The organism is Streptomyces sp. C1-1 (assembly GCF_050214755.1).
Taxonomy (GTDB): domain Bacteria; phylum Actinomycetota; class Actinomycetes; order Streptomycetales; family Streptomycetaceae; genus Streptomyces.
In genome coordinates, this window is record NZ_CP189826.1 from 7,745,001 (window position 1) to 7,761,897 (window position 16,897).

At 71.5% G+C, this 16,897-nt stretch carries 14 protein-coding genes and 2 rRNA genes (1 of these 16 running past the window's edge); 13 read left to right on the forward strand and 3 right to left on the reverse strand.

Going from position 1 to position 16,897, the window contains the following annotated elements; all coding sequences use genetic code 11:
* The 4 genes from ACQF4J_RS35200 to ACQF4J_RS35215 form a co-directional block, all read left to right on the forward strand.
* Window positions 1–1,762, forward strand: a 23S ribosomal RNA gene (locus ACQF4J_RS35200) (it extends 1,360 nt beyond the left edge of the window).
* 104 nt (window positions 1,763–1,866) lie between these two features.
* Window positions 1,867–1,983 (forward strand): 5S ribosomal RNA (gene rrf / locus ACQF4J_RS35205).
* A 148-nt stretch (window positions 1,984–2,131) separates the two neighbouring features.
* The gene (locus ACQF4J_RS35210; protein WP_427168659.1) at window positions 2,132–3,259 is read left to right on the forward strand and encodes a hypothetical protein; all 1,128 of its coding nucleotides are present in this window, start codon (window positions 2,132–2,134) and stop codon (window positions 3,257–3,259) included.
* Window positions 3,151–3,936 (forward strand): hypothetical protein, encoded by a 786-nt coding sequence (locus ACQF4J_RS35215; protein ID WP_427168660.1) that lies wholly within the window; start codon window positions 3,151–3,153, stop codon window positions 3,934–3,936. The genes ACQF4J_RS35210 and ACQF4J_RS35215 overlap by 109 nt, the downstream gene beginning before the upstream one ends.
* 46 nt (window positions 3,937–3,982) lie before the next feature.
* On the opposite strand, the gene ACQF4J_RS35220 is transcribed toward ACQF4J_RS35215, so the two are convergent.
* Window positions 3,983–5,275, reverse strand: a complete 1,293-nt coding sequence (locus ACQF4J_RS35220; protein ID WP_427167627.1) for a DUF1015 domain-containing protein — start codon at window positions 5,273–5,275, stop codon at window positions 3,983–3,985.
* A 72-nt stretch (window positions 5,276–5,347) separates the two neighbouring features.
* Here ACQF4J_RS35220 and ACQF4J_RS35225 point away from each other — a divergent pair, with 72 nt between their 5' ends.
* From ACQF4J_RS35225 to ACQF4J_RS35240, 4 genes are read left to right on the forward strand one after another with little or no spacing between them, the layout of a single operon-like run.
* The gene (locus ACQF4J_RS35225) at window positions 5,348–6,376 is read left to right on the forward strand and encodes an HAD hydrolase-like protein (RefSeq protein WP_351574434.1); all 1,029 of its coding nucleotides are present in this window, start codon (window positions 5,348–5,350) and stop codon (window positions 6,374–6,376) included.
* Between the two features lie 46 nt (window positions 6,377–6,422).
* The gene (locus ACQF4J_RS35230; RefSeq protein ID WP_427167628.1) at window positions 6,423–7,466 is read left to right on the forward strand and encodes a FecCD family ABC transporter permease; all 1,044 of its coding nucleotides are present in this window, start codon (window positions 6,423–6,425) and stop codon (window positions 7,464–7,466) included.
* An 11-nt stretch (window positions 7,467–7,477) separates the two neighbouring features.
* Window positions 7,478–8,500: a FecCD family ABC transporter permease gene (locus tag ACQF4J_RS35235; protein ID WP_427167629.1), complete on the forward strand. Its 1,023-nt coding sequence runs from the start codon at window positions 7,478–7,480 to the stop codon at window positions 8,498–8,500.
* Window positions 8,497–9,348 (forward strand): ABC transporter ATP-binding protein, encoded by an 852-nt coding sequence (locus ACQF4J_RS35240; RefSeq protein WP_427167630.1) that lies wholly within the window; start codon window positions 8,497–8,499, stop codon window positions 9,346–9,348. The genes ACQF4J_RS35235 and ACQF4J_RS35240 overlap by 4 nt, the downstream gene beginning before the upstream one ends.
* Here the strand turns inward: ACQF4J_RS35240 and ACQF4J_RS35245 are convergent.
* Complete coding sequence (locus ACQF4J_RS35245) at window positions 9,332–9,679, reverse strand: SCP2 sterol-binding domain-containing protein (protein WP_351574446.1); 348 nt, start codon at window positions 9,677–9,679, stop codon at window positions 9,332–9,334. The genes ACQF4J_RS35240 and ACQF4J_RS35245 overlap by 17 nt on opposite strands.
* Window positions 9,680–9,721: 42 nt before the next feature.
* Here ACQF4J_RS35245 and ACQF4J_RS35250 point away from each other — a divergent pair, with 42 nt between their 5' ends.
* The 5 genes from ACQF4J_RS35250 (at window position 9,722) to ACQF4J_RS35270 (ending at window position 15,167) form a co-directional block, all read left to right on the forward strand.
* A complete protein-coding gene (locus ACQF4J_RS35250; protein ID WP_351574449.1) occupies window positions 9,722–10,033 on the forward strand; it encodes a hypothetical protein in 312 nt (103 codons plus the stop codon).
* A 7-nt stretch (window positions 10,034–10,040) separates the two neighbouring features.
* Window positions 10,041–10,856, forward strand: coding sequence for a TlyA family RNA methyltransferase (locus tag ACQF4J_RS35255; protein WP_351574452.1), 816 nt, complete (start codon window positions 10,041–10,043; stop codon window positions 10,854–10,856).
* Window positions 10,853–11,758, forward strand: coding sequence for an NAD kinase (locus ACQF4J_RS35260; RefSeq protein ID WP_058926191.1), 906 nt, complete (start codon window positions 10,853–10,855; stop codon window positions 11,756–11,758). The genes ACQF4J_RS35255 and ACQF4J_RS35260 overlap by 4 nt, the downstream gene beginning before the upstream one ends.
* A 155-nt stretch (window positions 11,759–11,913) precedes the next feature.
* Entirely contained in the window at window positions 11,914–13,632 is a 1,719-nt protein-coding gene (gene recN / locus ACQF4J_RS35265; protein WP_351574662.1) for a DNA repair protein RecN, read from the forward strand.
* Window positions 13,633–14,030: 398 nt separating this feature from the next.
* Window positions 14,031–15,167, forward strand: a complete 1,137-nt coding sequence (locus ACQF4J_RS35270) for a glycosyltransferase family 4 protein (protein ID WP_351574455.1) — start codon at window positions 14,031–14,033, stop codon at window positions 15,165–15,167.
* Between the two features lie 19 nt (window positions 15,168–15,186).
* Here ACQF4J_RS35270 and ACQF4J_RS35275 read toward each other — a convergent pair whose 3' ends face one another.
* Entirely contained in the window at window positions 15,187–16,830 is a 1,644-nt protein-coding gene (locus ACQF4J_RS35275; protein ID WP_351803561.1) for a PucR family transcriptional regulator, read from the reverse strand.
* Window positions 16,831–16,897 lie beyond the last annotated feature (67 nt).

The window sequence follows — 16,897 nt, forward strand, 5'->3', positions numbered from 1 at the left end:
GAGTGAGAATGCAGGCATGAGTAGCGATACAAACGTGAGAAACGTTTGCGCCGATTGACTAAGGGTTCCTGGGTCAAGCTGATCTGCCCAGGGTAAGTCGGGACCTAAGGCGAGGCCGACAGGCGTAGTCGATGGATAACCGGTTGATATTCCGGTACCCGCTGTGAAGCGTCAAACATTGAATCCAGTGATGCTAAGCCCGTGAAGCCGCCGGCTGAGTCTTCGGACGAGGTCGGAGTGGTGGAGCCGGTGACCCGAGCTGGTAGTAGGTGAGTGATGGGGTGACGCAGGAAGGTAGTCCATCCCGGGCGGTGGTTGTCCCGGGGTAAGGGTGTAGGACGAGTGGTAGGCAAATCCGCCGCTCATGTGTCTGAGACCTGATGCCGAGCCGATTGTGGTGAAGTGGATGATCCTATGCTGTCGAGAAAAGCCTCTAGCGAGTTTCATGGCGGCCCGTACCCTAAACCGACTCAGGTGGTCAGGTAGAGAATACCGAGGCGTTCGGGTGAACTATGGTTAAGGAACTCGGCAAAATGCCCCCGTAACTTCGGGAGAAGGGGGGCCACACTCGGTGATCCGTTTTACACGGTGAGCTGGGGGTGGCCGCAGAGACCAGCGAGAAGCGACTGTTTACTAAAAACACAGGTCCGTGCGAAGCCGTAAGGCGATGTATACGGACTGACGCCTGCCCGGTGCTGGAACGTTAAGGGGACCGGTTAGCTCCATTTCGGTGGGGCGAAGCTGAGAACTTAAGCGCCAGTAAACGGCGGTGGTAACTATAACCATCCTAAGGTAGCGAAATTCCTTGTCGGGTAAGTTCCGACCTGCACGAATGGCGTAACGACTTCTCGACTGTCTCAACCATAGGCCCGGTGAAATTGCACTACGAGTAAAGATGCTCGTTTCGCGCAGCAGGACGGAAAGACCCCGGGACCTTTACTACAGTTTGATATTGGTGTTCGGTTCGGCTTGTGTAGGATAGCTGGGAGACTTTGAAACGCGGACGCCAGTTCGCGGTGAGTCGTCGTTGAAATACCAGTCTGGTCGTGCTGGATGTCTAACCTGGGTCCGTGATCCGGATCAGGGACAGTGTCTGATGGGTAGTTTAACTGGGGCGGTTGCCTCCTAAAGAGTAACGGAGGCGCCCAAAGGTTCCCTCAGCCTGGTTGGCAATCAGGTGTTGAGTGTAAGTGCACAAGGGAGCTTGACTGTGAGACCGACGGGTCGAGCAGGGACGAAAGTCGGGACTAGTGATCCGGCGGTGGCTTGTGGAAGCGCCGTCGCTCAACGGATAAAAGGTACCCCGGGGATAACAGGCTGATCTTCCCCAAGAGTCCATATCGACGGGATGGTTTGGCACCTCGATGTCGGCTCGTCGCATCCTGGGGCTGGAGTCGGTCCCAAGGGTTGGGCTGTTCGCCCATTAAAGCGGTACGCGAGCTGGGTTTAGAACGTCGTGAGACAGTTCGGTCCCTATCCGCTGTGCGCGTAGGAGTCTTGAGAAGGGCTGTCCCTAGTACGAGAGGACCGGGACGGACGAACCTCTGGTGTGCCAGTTGTCCTGCCAAGGGCATGGCTGGTTGGCTACGTTCGGGAGGGATAACCGCTGAAAGCATCTAAGCGGGAAGCCTGCTTCGAGATGAGGACTCCCACCCACTTGATGGGGTAAGGCTCCCAGTAGACGACTGGGTTGATAGGCCGGATCTGGAAGCACGGTAACGTGTGGAGGTGACCGGTACTAATAGGCCGAGGGCTTGTCCTCAGTTGCTCGCGTCCACTGTGTTAGTTCTGAGGCAACGACCGTTGCCGGTACAGAGCAGAACGCATAACAGAAAAGTGTGCTTGTTCGCTCGAAACCATTAGGGTTTCGGTGGTTATAGCGTGAGGGAAACGCCCGGTTACATTTCGAACCCGGAAGCTAAGCCTTACAGCGCCGATGGTACTGCAGGGGGGACCCTGTGGGAGAGTAGGACGCCGCCGAACAATCTTTGGAGGACCCCTGGTCCCAGCGTTCAGCTGGGACCAGGGGTCCTTTTGTTTTTACAATGCTTGCGGTACCGAAGACAGGAGTCACCCATGTCCACCAACTCTCCCGACGACCGACCGGAGCGCGACCAGCGGCGACGGGACAGTGGCGACCGAGGCAGCCGTGGTGGTTACCGCGGCGGCTCCGACCGCGGTGACCGTGGTGGCTTCCGCCGTGACGACAACCGTGGCGGCGGCTACGGCCGGCGCGACGACCGACGCGGTGATGACCGCGGCGAGCGTCGGGACAGTGACCGTGGCGGCTTCCGCCGTGACGACAATCGTGGTGGTGGTGGTTACGGCCGGCGCGACGATCGTCGGGACGACCGGGATCGTGGTTCCCGTCCCGCGTTCCAGCGTGACGACCGCGACCGTGGACCGCGCCGGGACGACCGCGGCGACCGTCCGGCCTTCCGCCGTGACGATCGCCGTGACGATCGTGGCGGCTTCCGCCGTGACGACAACCGTGGTGGCGGGTACGGCCGGCGCGACGATCGGCGCGGCGATGACCGTGGCGACCGTCCGGCCTTCCGTCGGGACGACCGTCGGGACGACCGCCGTGACGACCGTCGTGATGACCGCGGTGGCTTCCGCCGTGACGACAATCGTGGTGGTGGTGGTTACGGCCGGCGCGACGATCGTCGGGACGACCGGGATCGTGGTTCCCGTCCCGCGTTCCAGCGTGACGACCGCGACCGTGGACCGCGCCGGGACGACCGTGACCGCGACCGGGGCTTCCGTCGCGATGACCGTGGCGACCGTCCGACCTTCCGCCGGGACGACCGTCGGGACGACCGCCGTGACGATCGGCGTGACGACCGCCCCGCCTTCCGCCGCGACGACCGCGGTGAGCGTCGGGACAGTGACCGTGGCGGATTCCGTCGCGACGACAACCGCGGTGACCGCGGTGGCTTCCGCGGCCGGGACGACCGCCGTGACGACCGCCGTGACGACCGAGGTGGACGCCCCGGTGGCTTCCGCGGTCGCGACGACCGTCGGGACGACCGCGGCGGACGCCCCGGCGGCTTCCGTGGCCGCGACGACCGCCGGGACGACCGCCGTGGTGGCGGGCGTTTCCGGGACGAGCGGGATCGGGACCGTGGGGACCGGGAGCCCATCAAGAGGCTGCCGATCCCCGAGGACGTCACCGGCGACGAGATCGACAAGGACGTACGGCAGGAGCTGCAGAGCCTGCCGAAGACGCTCGCCGAGGACGTCGCCAAGAACCTGGTGATGGTCGCCCGGCTCATCGACGAGGACCCCGAGGGCGCGTACGCCTACTCCAAGGTCGCCCTGCGGCTGGCGTCGCGCGTGGCCGCCGTACGAGAGGCGGGCGGGTTCGCGGCGTACGCGAACCAGAAGTACTCCGAGGCGCTCGCCGAGTTCCGGGCCGCTCGGCGGATGACCGGCAGTGCCGAGCTGTGGCCGGTCATGGCCGACTGCGAGCGTGGACTCGGGCGGCCCGAGAAGGCGCTGGAGATGGCCGGGGCGCCCGAGGTGCACAAGCTCGACAAGGCGGGGCAGGTCGAGATGCGGCTCGTCGCGGCCGGCGCCCGGCGTGACATGGGCCAGCTCGACGCGGCCATCGTGACGCTGCAGAGCCCCGAGCTCGCCTCCAACTCCGTCCAGCCGTGGACCGCGCGGCTCAGGTACGCCTACGCCGACGCACTGCTCGCCGCCGGTCGTGAGGGCGAGGCCCGCGAGTGGTTCGCGAAGGCCGTCGAGGCCGACCGGGACGGCAGCACGGACGCCTCGGACCGGCTCGCGGAGCTGGACGGCGTCGAGTTCGTCGATGCCTTCGACGACAGCGACGACAGCGACGACAGCGAAGACACCGACGACACCGACGACAGGGACGCGAGCGACGGCGGCGACGCGGAGCGCGTCGAGGTCGAGGACGACAAGGACTGACCTGTGCCAAGGGGCGGGACCGCATGCGGTCCCGCCCCTTCGTGTGTCAGGACTCCAGCGCGCGCAGCACCAGGCCCGAGGCCGGTTTCGGGCCGAACGACGTCGACTTGCGGGGCATCGTCACGCCCTGCCGGGCCAGGTCGCGGACGACCTCCTCGCGGACGGGATGCATCAGGACCGCCGTACCGCCGTCGCGTTCCGCCTTGGCGACCGTCGCAGCCGTGTCGTGGATGTAGGCGATGTGGGCCGGCGAGTCCTCCGGGATGCGCCAGACGTGGTCGAGGAGCGTGGCGTGCAGGACCGTGGCGTCCAGCGTGCGCCAGGCCGCGGGGCGGTCGGCGGGGATCGTACGGGCCAGGAGGCCCGGGTCCGGGCGGTCCAGCAGGTGGAAGGCGCCGTCGCCGGCCAGGAGGAAGGCGTTGCCCGCGCAGGCGGCGTCGGCGAGGACCTCGAGCGCCTCGGCCAGCGGCACGTCGAGCCGTCGTACCCGGAACAGGCCCTCCACGGCGGCCAGCGCGTCCGTGACCGGGAGGGCGTGCAGGAGGCGGTGGATGGCGCGGACGCGCAGCGGGTAGCGGGCCGTGTCGACCAGGAGGACCAGGCCGTAGTCCCAGGGGCTGGGGGAGGGGTGCTCCGCGCGTAGACGGCGGTAGGTCGCCCAGCGGTGGTGACCGTCGGCGATCAGGGCCTGGTGCCGGGCCAGTTCGGACTGGATGCGGGTCACGTCGGACGGGTCGGTGACCGACCACAGGCGGTGGTTGTAGCCGTCCTCGGTGGTGGTGGACAGCAGTGGGGGCTTGTCGGCGAGGCGTTCCACCACGTCGGCCGTGGTGGCCGTCGAGCCGTTGCCGCGGTAGGTCAGGAGCAGGGGTTCCAGGTTCGCGGAGGTGGCGCGCATCAGGGCCGCCCGGTCGGCGACCACGTGCGGCATGACGTCCTCGTGCGGCAGGACCACGCCCTCCGCGGGATCCGAGACGCGCAGGGCGCCGATGATGCCGCGTTGCAGCATGCCGTCGGCGTGCCGCTGTTCGTAGACGTACAGGCCCGGTTCGGGGTCGGTGGTCAGGACGCCCTCGGCCTGCCAGCGGCGCAGGGTGTCGGACGCCTGCTCGTTGCGGTCGGCGGGGGTGGGGGCCTGCGGGAGGATCAGCCGGACGATGTTGTACGGGTCGGCGTCCTGGAGGTGGTGCAGGCCGTCGGGGCGTACGACGACGTCGTACGGCGGGGACGTCACCGCGGAGAGGCTGCCGACCCGGTCCGGGTCGTAGCGAAGGCCTCGGAACGGGGTCAGTTCCAGGCCCCGGCGCGCCGTCGCTTCCGAGTGACCTGCTGTGTTCATCCCGGCATCGTACGTGTGTCGGTGGCATGAGGGATGATCGGGGGAAAGCCGTCGAACGAGGAGCGATGCGGAATGAGCCAGAGCGTCAGGACGAGTCCCGCGGGCAGTGAGCGGGCCCTGAGCGAGGCGTACGACACGGCGCTGCTCGACCTGGACGGTGTGGTGTACGCGGGTGGCGACGCCATCGCGCACGCGGTCGAGTCGCTGGCGACCGCTCGCGCCGGCGGGATGCATCTCGCCTACGTCACCAACAACGCGCTGCGGACCCCGGACTCGGTGGCCGCCCACCTGACCGAGCTGGGGATACCGACGGGGGCCGACGACGTCATCACCTCCGCGCAGGCGGTGGCGCGGCTGATCAGCGAGCAGGTACCGGCCGGCGCGCGGGTGCTGGTGATCGGCGGCGAGGGGCTGCGGGTCGCGTTGCGGGAGCGCGGGCTGGAGCCCGTGGAGTCGGCGGACGACGATCCGGTGGCGGTCGTGCAGGGGTACGGCGGCCCCGAGTTGCCGTGGGGGCGGTTCGCGGAGGCCTCCTACGCCGTCGCGCGCGGAGTGCCCTGGTACGCCTCCAACACCGACCTGACGATTCCGGGCGCCCGCGGGATCGCGCCGGGCAACGGCGCGGCGGTGGAGGTCGTGCGCATCGCGACCGGCGCCGAACCGCAGGTGGCGGGCAAGCCGTTGCCCCCCATGCACCGGGAGACCATCCTGCGGACCGGCGCCGAGCGGCCGCTGGTGGTCGGGGACCGGCTGGACACGGACATCGAGGGGGCGTTCAACGGGGAGGTCGACTCCCTGCTCGTCCTGACCGGCGTCACCGACGGCGCCCAGCTGCTGGCCGCGCCGCCGCAGCACCGGCCGACGTTTGTCGACGCCGATCTGCGCGGGCTGCTGACGGGCCAGCCGGAGGTCGAGGAGGCGGACGGCGGCTTCCGGTGCGGAGGGTGGACGGCAGTCGCCGGTGCGGAGCGCCTCGAACTGGACGGAGAGGGCGAGGCGTTGGACGGGCTGCGGGCGCTGTGCGCGGCGGCCTGGACGGCGGCCGGTGAGGGTGTGTGCGAGCTGGACCCGGGGAAGGCGCTGGCGCGGCTGGGGTTCTGAACACCGGGAATCGATCGGCGATGCGAGGGTAGGCTAACCTAACCTCGTGTTGGTCGACAGTCCTCCAGAGCAGTGCGCGGAGACCGCCCCCGCGCCCCCAACCCGCCGGGTGGTCCGTGTCTTTGGGCTCCTGGTCGCCGTCCTGGTCCTGGTGCTGGTCGCCTCGGCGAGCATCGCGATCGGGGCGAAGGGGCTGTCCGTGGGGCAGGTGTGGCACGGCCTGTTCCAGGACACGGGAACCTACGGGGACGTCGTCGTCGACGAGCGGCTCTCGCGCACCGTCCTCGGACTGCTCGCCGGTGCCGCGCTCGGCCTGTCCGGGGCCGTGCTCCAGGCGCTCACCCGCAATCCGCTGGCCGACCCCGGGCTGCTCGGCATCAACGCCGGCGCGTCGGCCGCGGTCGTCACTGCGATCACCTACCTCGGTGTCACCAGCCTGAGCGGCTATGTGTGGTTCGCGTTCCTCGGGGCCGCGGCGGTCGGGGCGCTCGTCTGGTTCCTGGGCGGCAGCCGGGGCGCCACGCCGGTGCGGCTCGCGCTCGCCGGCACCGCGATCAGCGCCGCGCTCTACGGCTATCTGCAGGCCGTGATGATCACGGACCAGGCGGCGCTGGGCAAGATGCGTTTCTGGACGGTCGGTTCGCTGTCCTCGGCCACCGATTCGACGATCACCCAGGTGCTGCCGTTCTTCGTGGCCGGCACGCTGCTGGCCCTCGGCCTCGCCCGGCCGCTGAACGCCGTGGCGCTGGGCGACGACACCGCCAGGGCCCTCGGCGCCGACCTCAACCGCACGCGGGCGCTGTCCATGCTGGCGGCGACCGTGCTGTGCGGGGCGGCGACCGCCGCGTGCGGGCCGATCGCGTTCGTCGGGCTCATGGTCCCGCACGCCGTACGGTCCTTCACCGGTCCCGACCTGCGCTGGATCCTGCCGTACGCGACGATCCTGTCGCCCGTGCTGCTGCTCGGCGCCGACGTCGTCGGCCGCGTCGTCGCCCGCCCGGCGGAGCTTCAGGTCGGCATCATCACCGCGCTCGTCGGCGGGCCCGTCTTCATCCTTCTGGTACGACGGCGGAGGACGGCCCAGCTGTGAGGAACCACCGTGTGCTCAGGGCCCCGGGCGGGCTCTCCCTGCGCCTGGACGTCCGTGCCGTCACCGTCGTCGTCCTCCTGCTGCTCGCCGCGCTGGCCGCGAGCGTCGTGCTCATCGGCACCGGCGACTTCCCCATCCCGGCCGGCGACGTCGTGAGGACGCTGCTCGGCGACGGCAACGCGGGCCAGGAGTTCATCGTCAACGAGCTACGGCTGCCCAGGGTGCTGGTCGGGCTGCTGGTCGGCGCCTCGCTCGGGCTCGGCGGGGCCCTGTTCCAGGCCGTCACCCGCAACCCGCTGGGCAGCCCGGACGTGCTCGGCCTCGGACAGGGCGCGACGGCCGGGGCACTGGTGATGATCGTGCTGTTCTCCGGCAGCGCGGCCCAGGTCACCCTCGGCGCGCTCGTGGGCGGACTCGCGACCGGCCTCGCCATCTACCTGCTGGCCTGGAAGCGGGGTGTGCACGGCTACCGGCTCGTACTGGTCGGTATCGGCGTCTCCGCGATCGTCACGGCGGTCAACGGCTATCTGCTCACCGTCTCCGACATCGTCGACGCGGCCCGCGCGCTCGTCTGGATGACCGGGTCCCTCAACGGCCGTGACTGGGACCAGGTCTGGCCGCTGCTCGTGCTGTGCGCCGTGCTCGTGCCGCTCGTCCTCGCCAACGGACGCGGCCTGCGGATGATGGAGATGGGCGACGACGTCTCCCACGCCCTCGGGGTGCGCGTGGAGCGCGTACGGGCGTTGCTGATGGTGGCCGCCGTCCTGCTCGTCGCCACGGCGACAGCCGCGGCCGGCCCGGTCGGCTTCGTCTCGCTCACCGCCCCGCAGCTCGCCCGCCGCCTGACCCGCTCACCGGGTCCGAACCTGCTGCCGTCCCTGTGCATGGGCGCCGCCCTGCTGGTCACCGCCGACTGGGCATCCCAGCGGGCCTTCGGCGCCGACCAGCTGCCCGTCGGCGTGGTCACCGGCGTCCTCGGCGGCGGCTACCTGCTGTGGCTGCTGGTCGCCGAGCGCAGGGCGGGGCGGATATGAGCGGCCCGCAGAACACGTACACCCCAAGGAGCACAGTGAACCGCCTGTCCGCCGAGAACGTCACCCTCGCCTACGACCAGCGGGTCATCGCCGAGCAGCTCTCGGTGGAGATCCCCGACCACTCCTTCACCGTGATCGTCGGCCCGAACGCGTGCGGCAAGTCCACGCTGCTGCGGTCCCTGTCGCGGATGCTGAAGCCGAGCCGGGGCCGGGTGCTGCTCGACGGGCAGGTCATCCATGCGATGCCCGCGAAGAAGGTCGCGCGGACCCTGGGGCTGCTGCCGCAGTCGTCGATCGCGCCCGACGGGATCACCGTCGGCGACCTCGTCGGCCGCGGCCGGTACCCGCACCAGGGCCTCCTGCGCCAGTGGTCGGCCGAGGACGAGCGGGTCGTGCGCGAGTCCATGGCGCGCACGGGCGTCGCCGAGCTCGCCGACCGGTACGTGGACGAGCTGTCCGGCGGTCAGCGGCAGCGCGTGTGGATCGCGATGGCGCTCGCCCAGCAGACACAGCTGCTGCTGCTCGACGAGCCGACCACCTACCTCGACATCCAGCACCAGATCGACGTCCTCGACCTGTGCGCCGAACTGCACGAGGAACAGGGGCGGACCCTGGTCGCCGTGCTGCACGACCTCAACCACGCCGCCCGCTACGCCACCCATCTGATCGCGCTCAAGAGCGGCCGGGTCGTCGCCGAGGGCACGCCGAACGACATCGTCACGGCCGAGCTGGTCGAGGAGGTCTTCGGCCTGCGCTGCCAGGTCATCGACGACCCGGAGACGGGGACCCCGCTCGTCGTGCCCGCGGCGCGCAAGGCACGCGCGTCGGTGACTACAGAAGCTTCCTGAGACGGAACAGGTCGACCAGGCTCGCCTCCAGCCTCACCCGGCCCGAACCCCAGGCGCGCGCGAAGTTCAGCTCGCCGTCCACCAGGCCCACCAGGTCGTCGCCTGCCATCGAGAGCCTGATCTGGGCCTTCTCCCGCGGCGGCCCCTGCAGGACCTCGTCGACGGTGATCCGGCCGCCGGTCATCCGGCCGACGAAGGTCACGTCCAGGTCGGTGATCCGGCAGCTCACCGAGCGGTCCAGGGCGGCGGCCGCGCGGACGTCGCCCTCGGCGCCCCGCATGTTGTCCGAGAGCTTCTCGAGTGCCGTACGGCACTCCTCGATCGTTGCCATCGCGATCGACGGTACCCCAGGGCTTCGATGTAGCGTCTGGGCATGAGCGACTCTGTGCCCGAGGCCGTACCGGAGCAGGAGCGGCCCGAGGTCGAACCGGAGTACGACCCCGCCGCCCCCGCCGCCCTGGACGTGCCCCGCACCCCCACCGGCAACGCCGAGGTCGATGCCCTGCTGGAGCGGCTCGGCGACGCCGACCACCTCGCCACGGACGGACACGTCGAGGTGTACGAGGATGTACACCGAGGGCTGCGCGACGCGCTCACCGCGCTCGACGCGCGCCCGGGACCCCCGGCGCCCTCGCCGTCGTACGACACGAGGACGCCTTCACCCTCGTATGGCAACAGGAGCTGAACCGAACGTGGCAGGAGTCGCACGTCGCCGTCTGGACGCGGAGCTGGTCCGCCGTAAGCTCGCGCGCTCGCGTGAGCACGCGAGTCAGCTGATCGCGGCCGGGCGGGTCAGCGTCGGCAAGACCGTCGCGACCAAGCCGGCCACACAGGTGGAGACCGCGGCCGCGATCGTCGTCACCGCCGACGACGGCGATCCCGACTACGTCTCCCGGGGTGGGCACAAGCTTGCGGGTGCCCTGCGGGCGTTCGTGCCGCAGGGGCTCGTGGTGGAGGGGCGGCGGGCGCTCGACGCCGGCGCCTCCACCGGCGGATTCACAGACGTGCTGCTGCGCTCGGGGGCCGCGCACGTCGTCGCCGTGGACGTCGGTTACGGCCAACTCGCGTGGACTCTGCAGAGCGATGAACGCGTCACCGTCAAGGACCGTACGAACGTACGCGAGTTGACGCTTGAAGCGATCGATGGGGAACCTGTGGATCTTGTCGTGGGCGATCTGTCCTTCATCCCGCTGGGGCTGGTGCTGCCGGCCCTCGTGCGGTGCGTGAAGCCGGACGCCGACCTGGTGATGATGGTCAAGCCGCAGTTCGAGGTGGGCAAGGAGCGGCTTGGAAGCGGGGGAGTCGTGCGGAGTCCGCAACTGCGGGCGGAGGCCGTGCGGGGGGTGGCCCACAAGGCGTGGGAACTCGGGCTCGGGGTGCGGGGTGTCACCGCCAGTCCGCTGCCCGGACCGTCCGGGAATGTCGAGTACTTTCTGTGGCTGCGGGCCGGAGCAGCCGAACTGGACCCGGCCGATGTCGACCGAGCAGTGGCGGAGGGGCCGCGTTGAGTCAGAACCGAGCTCGTACTGTTTTCCTCCTCGCCCACACGGGCCGGCCGGCGGCCATCCGCAGTGCCGAGCTGGTGGTGAAGGGCCTGCTGCGCGAGGGCATCGGCGTCCGTGTGCTGGAGTACGAGGCCGCCGACCTGCCGCTGCCGGACGAGGTACAGCTGGTCAAGGAAGCGACTCCGCAGTGCCTCGACGGGTGCGAGCTGCTGATCGTGCTCGGCGGGGACGGGACGCTGCTGCGGGGCGCCGAGTTCGCCCGCGCGTCCGGCGTGCCCATGCTCGGCGTCAACCTCGGGCGGGTCGGCTTCCTGGCCGAGGCCGAGCGGGACGACCTCGACAAGGTCGTCGACCGGGTCGTGACCAAGGCCTACGAGGTCGAGGAGCGCATGACCGTCGACGTCGTCGTTCACCAGAACGGGGACATCGTGCACACCGACTGGGCGCTGAACGAGGCGGCCGTGCAGAAGGCCGGCGCCGAGAAGCTCCTGGAAGTCGTGCTGGAGATCGACGGGCGGCCCGTCACCGGGTTCGGGTGCGACGGGATCGTGCTCTCCACCCCGACCGGGTCGACCGCCTACGCCTTCTCCGCGGGCGGGCCCGTGGTGTGGCCCGAGGTCGAGGCGCTGCTGATGGTGCCGATCAGCGCGCACGCCCTGTTCGCCAAGCCGCTGGTGACCTCGCCGGACTCGGTGCTGGCGGTGGAGGTGCTGCCGCACATCCCGCCGGGTGTGCTGTGGTGCGACGGGCGGCGGACGGTGGAGCTGCCGCCGGGGGCCAGGGTCGAGGTGCGGCGGGGGGCCGTGCCGGTGCGGCTGGCCCGGTTGCACCACGCGTCGTTCACGGATCGGCTGGTGGCGAAGTTCGCCCTGCCGGTCTCGGGGTGGCGGGGCGCTCCGCACTAGGGCCCGGGCGGTGACCGATCGTCGGCGGGTGCGGGTGTTTTGTGGTCGCTCGCGCAGTTCCCCGCGCCCCTCGGGGCGTGACACTCCCCCGGGTGACAAGGGCACCTCGCACTCGCCCGCCCCGACCTCGTAAGGTCTTCATCGTGCTGGAAGAGATGCGGATACGGTCCCTCGGCGTCATTGATGACGCGGTCGTCGAGCTGTCGCCCGGGTTCACCGCTGTCACCGGTGAGACGGGTGCGGGCAAGACCATGGTGGTCACCAGCCTCGGGCTTCTCCTGGGAGGGCGCGCCGACCCTGCGCTCGTGCGGATCGGGGCCGACAGGGCCGTGGTCGAGGGGCGGATCTCGGTGGCCGCGGGTGCCGCGGCCGTCGTGCGGGCCGAGGAGGCCGGGGCCGAACTGGACGACGGTGCGCTGCTGATCAGCCGCACCGTCTCCGCCGAGGGGCGGTCGCGGGCCCATGTGGGCGGGCGGAGCGTGCCGGTCGGGCTGCTCGCCGACCTCGCCGACGACCTCGTGGCCGTGCACGGGCAGACCGATCAGCAGGGGCTGCTGAAGCTGTCCCGGCAGCGGCAGGCGCTGGACCGGTACGCGGGCGACGCGGTCGCCGGGCCGCTCGCCAAGTACGGCGAGGCCTACCGGCGGCTGCGGGCCGTGTCGGTCGAGCTGGAGGAGATCGTCACACGCGCGCGTGAGCGGGCCCAGGAGGCCGACCTGCTGCGCTACGGGCTCGACGAGATCGCCGGGGTCGAGCCGCGGGCCGGGGAGGACGTCGAGCTGTCCGAGGAGGCGGAGCGACTCGGGCACGCCGAGGCGCTGTCGTCCGCCGCCACGGCCGCTCACGCCGCCCTCGCCGGGAATCCCGAGGACCCCGAGGGCATCGACGCCGCGACCCTCGTCGCGGGCGCCCAGCGGGCGCTGGACGCCGTGCGTTCGCACGACCCGGCGCTGTCCGCGCTCGCCGACCGGATCGGGGAGATCGGCATCCTGCTGGGCGACGTGGCGGGGGAGCTGGCCGGGTACGCCGACGACCTGGACGCCGACCCGCTGCGGCTGGCGGCCGTCGAGGAACGGCGGGCCGCGCTCACCGCACTGACCCGGAAGTACGGCGAGGACGTCAACTCCGTTCTGGCGTGGGCCGAGCGCAGCGCCGCGCGACTGACCGAGCTGGACGGCGACGACGAGCGGATCGGCGAACTGACCGCCGAGCGGGACGCGCTGCGGGCAGAACTGGGCGGGCTCGCCCAGGCGTTGACCGACGCGCGGGCGGAGGCCGCCGAACGGTTCGCGGCGGCCGTGACGGCCGAGCTGGCCTCGCTCGCGATGCCGCACGCGCGCGTGTCCTTCGAACTGCGGCAGACCGAGGACCCGGAGGGCGTGGAGGTCGGCGGACGCACCGTCGCCTACGGGCCGTCCGGCGTCGACGAGGTCGAGCTGCTGCTCGCCCCGCACCCGGGGGCGCCGCCGCGGCCCATCGCCAAGGGCGCCTCCGGCGGTGAGCTCTCGCGCGTGATGCTCGCCGTCGAGGTCGTGTTCGCGGGGACGGACCCCGTGCCGACGTATCTCTTCGACGAGGTCGACGCCGGTGTCGGCGGCAAGGCGGCCGTCGAGATCGGGCGGCGCCTCGCCCGGCTGGCGAAGAGCGCGCAGGTCGTGGTCGTGACCCACCTGCCGCAGGTGGCCGCCTTCGCCGACCGGCAGTTGCTGGTGGAGAAGACGAACGACGGCTCCGTCACGCGGTCAGGCGTGAAGGTCCTCGAAGGTGAGGACCGCGTACGGGAGTTGTCCCGGATGCTGGCCGGCCAGGAGGACTCGGAGACGGCTCGGGCACACGCCGAGGAGCTGCTGGCCACGGCCCGCGCCGACGTCTAGCGGGGCCGGACCTGAAGTGGGCCGATCCGCGGGTGGGCGGGGCGGGCGGCCGGGGGCGTGCGCCGGTGCCGTCGGGCGGCGGCGGTGCGCCCGCGCGATCCGCTCGCCGGGGGCATCCGGCCCGACCGGGCGCCCGCACTGGCTCATGTGCTCCCGGCGGCCCCGACACCGTCACGGATCCTTCACCGCCCCACCCGGAACCACCCCGTCCTCACCCGTGTGAGTGACCCCACCCCGGTTTCCGTGCGTTCTCAAGCACTTTCGCGTTGCCGGAACACCCGTACGTACTGGCATCCTTGGCGTAGAGCGTGGAGGAAACCGCGCGGTACATCCCCTCAGCCCGGTCCTTCTGTACCTTCTTCGTGACCGCCCGACGCCGAACCAGGAGCCCCGGCCGCGTGAGCCCCGTGAGCAGCCATCCGCCGCACGGCCAGTCGCCGCTGCGCACCGTGCAGGTGCTGGGCGGCGGCAACGCCGGCAGCAGCGCGCATGTGCGTTCGCTGGCCTCCGGGCTCGTCGCGAGGGGCGTACGCGTCACGGTGTGCGCCCCCGCCGAGGCCGACCGTCTCTACGACTTCACCGGCGCCGGCGCCGAGCACGTGCACGTGCCGCGCAGCAGCGACCCGGCGTCCGTGGCCGTGCTGCGGGAGGCGTGCAGGAACGCCGACCTGGTGCACGCGCACGGGTTGCACGCCTCCTTCCGCGCCGTGCTCGCGCTCGGCGGCCGGCGCACCCCGTTCGTCGTCACGTGGCACAACCGGGCGCACGCCGAAGGCGCCCGGGCCCATTTGCTGCGCCTGCTGGAGCGGCGGGTCGTGAAGGCCGCCACGGTGGTTCTGGGGACCACCTCCGACCTCGTCGACCGGGCCCGCGGCTCCGGCGCCCGGGACGCGCGCCTGGCCGCCGTAGCCCTGCCCTTGCCGCCCCGGCCGGCGGAGCAGGACGACCCGGAGCGGGCCGGCTCCAAGCTTCGGGCCGAACTCGGCGCGACCGGACGCCCGTTGCTGATGGCCGTCGGATCGCTGGACCGGCACCGCGGTTACCGCACCCTCCTGGACGCCGTGCACGGGTGGCGGCGCCTCGACCCGGTGCCGCTCGTCGTGATCGCCGGAGAGGGCCCGCTGCGCGCTGTGCTGCAGCGCCGTATCGAGGACGAGGAGCTGCCCGTCCGGCTCATCGGGCGCCGCGACGACGTGGGCGACCTCCTCGCCGCCGCCGACCTCGCGCTGCTGCCCAGCAGCTGGGAGTCGCGGTCCGTGTTCGCCCAGGCGGCCCTGCACGCGCGCGTGCCGCTCGTCGCGACCCGCGTGGGCGGCATCCCCGAACTCGTCGGCGACGCGGCCGAACTGGTCCCGTACGGCGACGCGAAGGCCCTGGCCGACGCCGTGACCGCGCTCCTCGCCGACCCGAAGCGCTGCGAGCTGCTCAAGGACAACGGCACCCGGCAGGCGGCCACCTGGCCCACCGAGGACGAGACGGTCGCCCAGGTGCTCAGTGTCTACGACGAGTTGACCCAGCCCCGGCCGCTCGTCTGAGCCCCGTCCAGGCGCCGTCCTAGGGCACGTGCCGACGGGCCCGCAGGGCCAGGCTCAATGCCAGTACCGTCTGCGGGTCGTCGAGGTCGGTGCCGAGCAACTCGCCGATCCTGGCGAGGCGGTTGTACAGGGTCTGGCGGTTGAGGTGGAGTTCACGGGCCGTCTCCGCCTTGCGGCCGGCGTGCGCCAGATAGGTCTGCAGGGTGGGCAGCAGAGGCGGCTTCGAACGGTTGTCGTGGTCGCGCAGGGGGCCGATGGCACGGTCCACGAACGCGGCCAGGTCGGGATGGTCGCGCAGCCGCCACAGCAGCAGGTCGATGTCGAGGCGGCGGGCGTCGTACCAGGGCCGGTCCGTGAGCCCCTGGGCCGCCGTGGCCGTCTCCGCCGCGTGCCGCAGCCCCGCCGAGGCCGCCGCCCAGCCGCCCGCGACGCCGACCACCACCACCGGCGGCTGCGCCCCCGGCCGCCGCATGCCCGCCCGCTCCACTCCCGCCCGCAGCGCCGCCGCCACCCGGTCCGCCACCGCCGACCGCTCCGACTCCGACCGCAGGCCCAGCAGCACCAGGACACGGCCCTCCACGGGCCGTACGCCCAGCAGCACCGGCACCCCGACCGCGGCCAGCTCCTCGGACACGGCGCGCGCCAGCACCGCCCAGCCGCCTCCCGGCGACAGCGTGTCGCCCAGCCGCATCACGACCGGCAGCAGCGGGCTGCCGCCGGGCTTGAAGCCCAGCACGCGCGCCTGCGCGGGCGCGTCCTCGGCGGTGATGCGGCCTTCGGCGAGGTCGGTCAGGAAGTCGCCGCGGCCGCGCGCCGCGAGCTCCTCCTCCTGCCTGGCCTGCATCAGCACGACCGCCAGGATGCCCGCCGCCCGTTCGGCCGCCATCCGGTGCACCGTCACCAGCGGCGCCCGCACCGGAAGCAGCACCAGGCGCGCCCGCACCGAGCCCGTTCCCGGCCCGCCCCCGGGCACGTCCACGAGGACCGAGCCCGACGGCGGCGGGGCGTCCTTGTGCTGGCCGCGCAGCCCCTCCCAGACCTGCAGCGGGTCCGCGCCCTCGGGGCCCTCCCCGGCGGCGTACAGCAGCTGGCCGTCCGGGGTCTCCAGGAAGACCGGGTTGCCGCCGAAGTCCGCCAGGATGCCCAGCACCTGGGGGACCCCGCCGCCGCCCAGCAGGGCCTCGGTGCAGCGGCGGTGCACCTCCTCGGCCCGCTGCAGCAGCGCGTAGTGGCCGTTGACGATCTCGGTGTGGATCTCCTCCGTCACCGTGACGAAGGGCACCTCACGGTGCAGCTGCACCAGCGGCAGCCCCATCGCGCGTGCCGTGTCGACGAGCGTGGCGGGCAGCCGGGTGAACCGGGGGCCGAGTTCCACCACGAGGGCCGCGATGCCGCGCTCGGCCAGGGTGCGCACGAACGCCCGCTGGTCGGCCGGGCGGGTGCCGAGCCCGTAGCCCGTGGTCAGCAGCAGCTCGCCGCCCTTCAGCAGCGAGGCGATGTTGGGCACCTCGCCGGCGTGCACCCAGCGCACGGTCCGCCGCAGCCGGTCGGCGCCCGCCAGGACCTCGGGCAGACCGCTGCGCAGACCGGGCAGCTCCAGCGCCCGCTGCACCGTGATCCCGCCGCCCTGGGTGTCGAATCCGCTGTCCATGCCGCTGTCCATGGAGCGGACGCTACCTGCGCGGATGCCGTCGGGACAGCTCAGGGCGCGCCCCGAAGGAGCGCGGGGC

Coding starts and splice junctions, on each gene's coding strand:
- ACQF4J_RS35240 (WP_427167630.1), top strand. CDS start 8,497: ATGAGCGGCCCGCAGAACACGTACACCCCAAGGAGCACAGTGAACCGC.
- ACQF4J_RS35225 (WP_351574434.1), top strand. CDS start 5,348: ATGAGCCAGAGCGTCAGGACGAGTCCCGCGGGCAGTGAGCGGGCCCTG.
- ACQF4J_RS35275 (WP_351803561.1), bottom strand. CDS start 16,830: ATGGACAGCGGCATGGACAGCGGATTCGACACCCAGGGCGGCGGGATC.
- ACQF4J_RS35245 (WP_351574446.1), bottom strand. CDS start 9,679: ATGGCAACGATCGAGGAGTGCCGTACGGCACTCGAGAAGCTCTCGGAC.
- ACQF4J_RS35250 (WP_351574449.1), top strand. CDS start 9,722: ATGAGCGACTCTGTGCCCGAGGCCGTACCGGAGCAGGAGCGGCCCGAG.
- ACQF4J_RS35220 (WP_427167627.1), bottom strand. CDS start 5,275: ATGAACACAGCAGGTCACTCGGAAGCGACGGCGCGCCGGGGCCTGGAA.
- recN (WP_351574662.1), top strand. CDS start 11,914: ATGCGGATACGGTCCCTCGGCGTCATTGATGACGCGGTCGTCGAGCTG.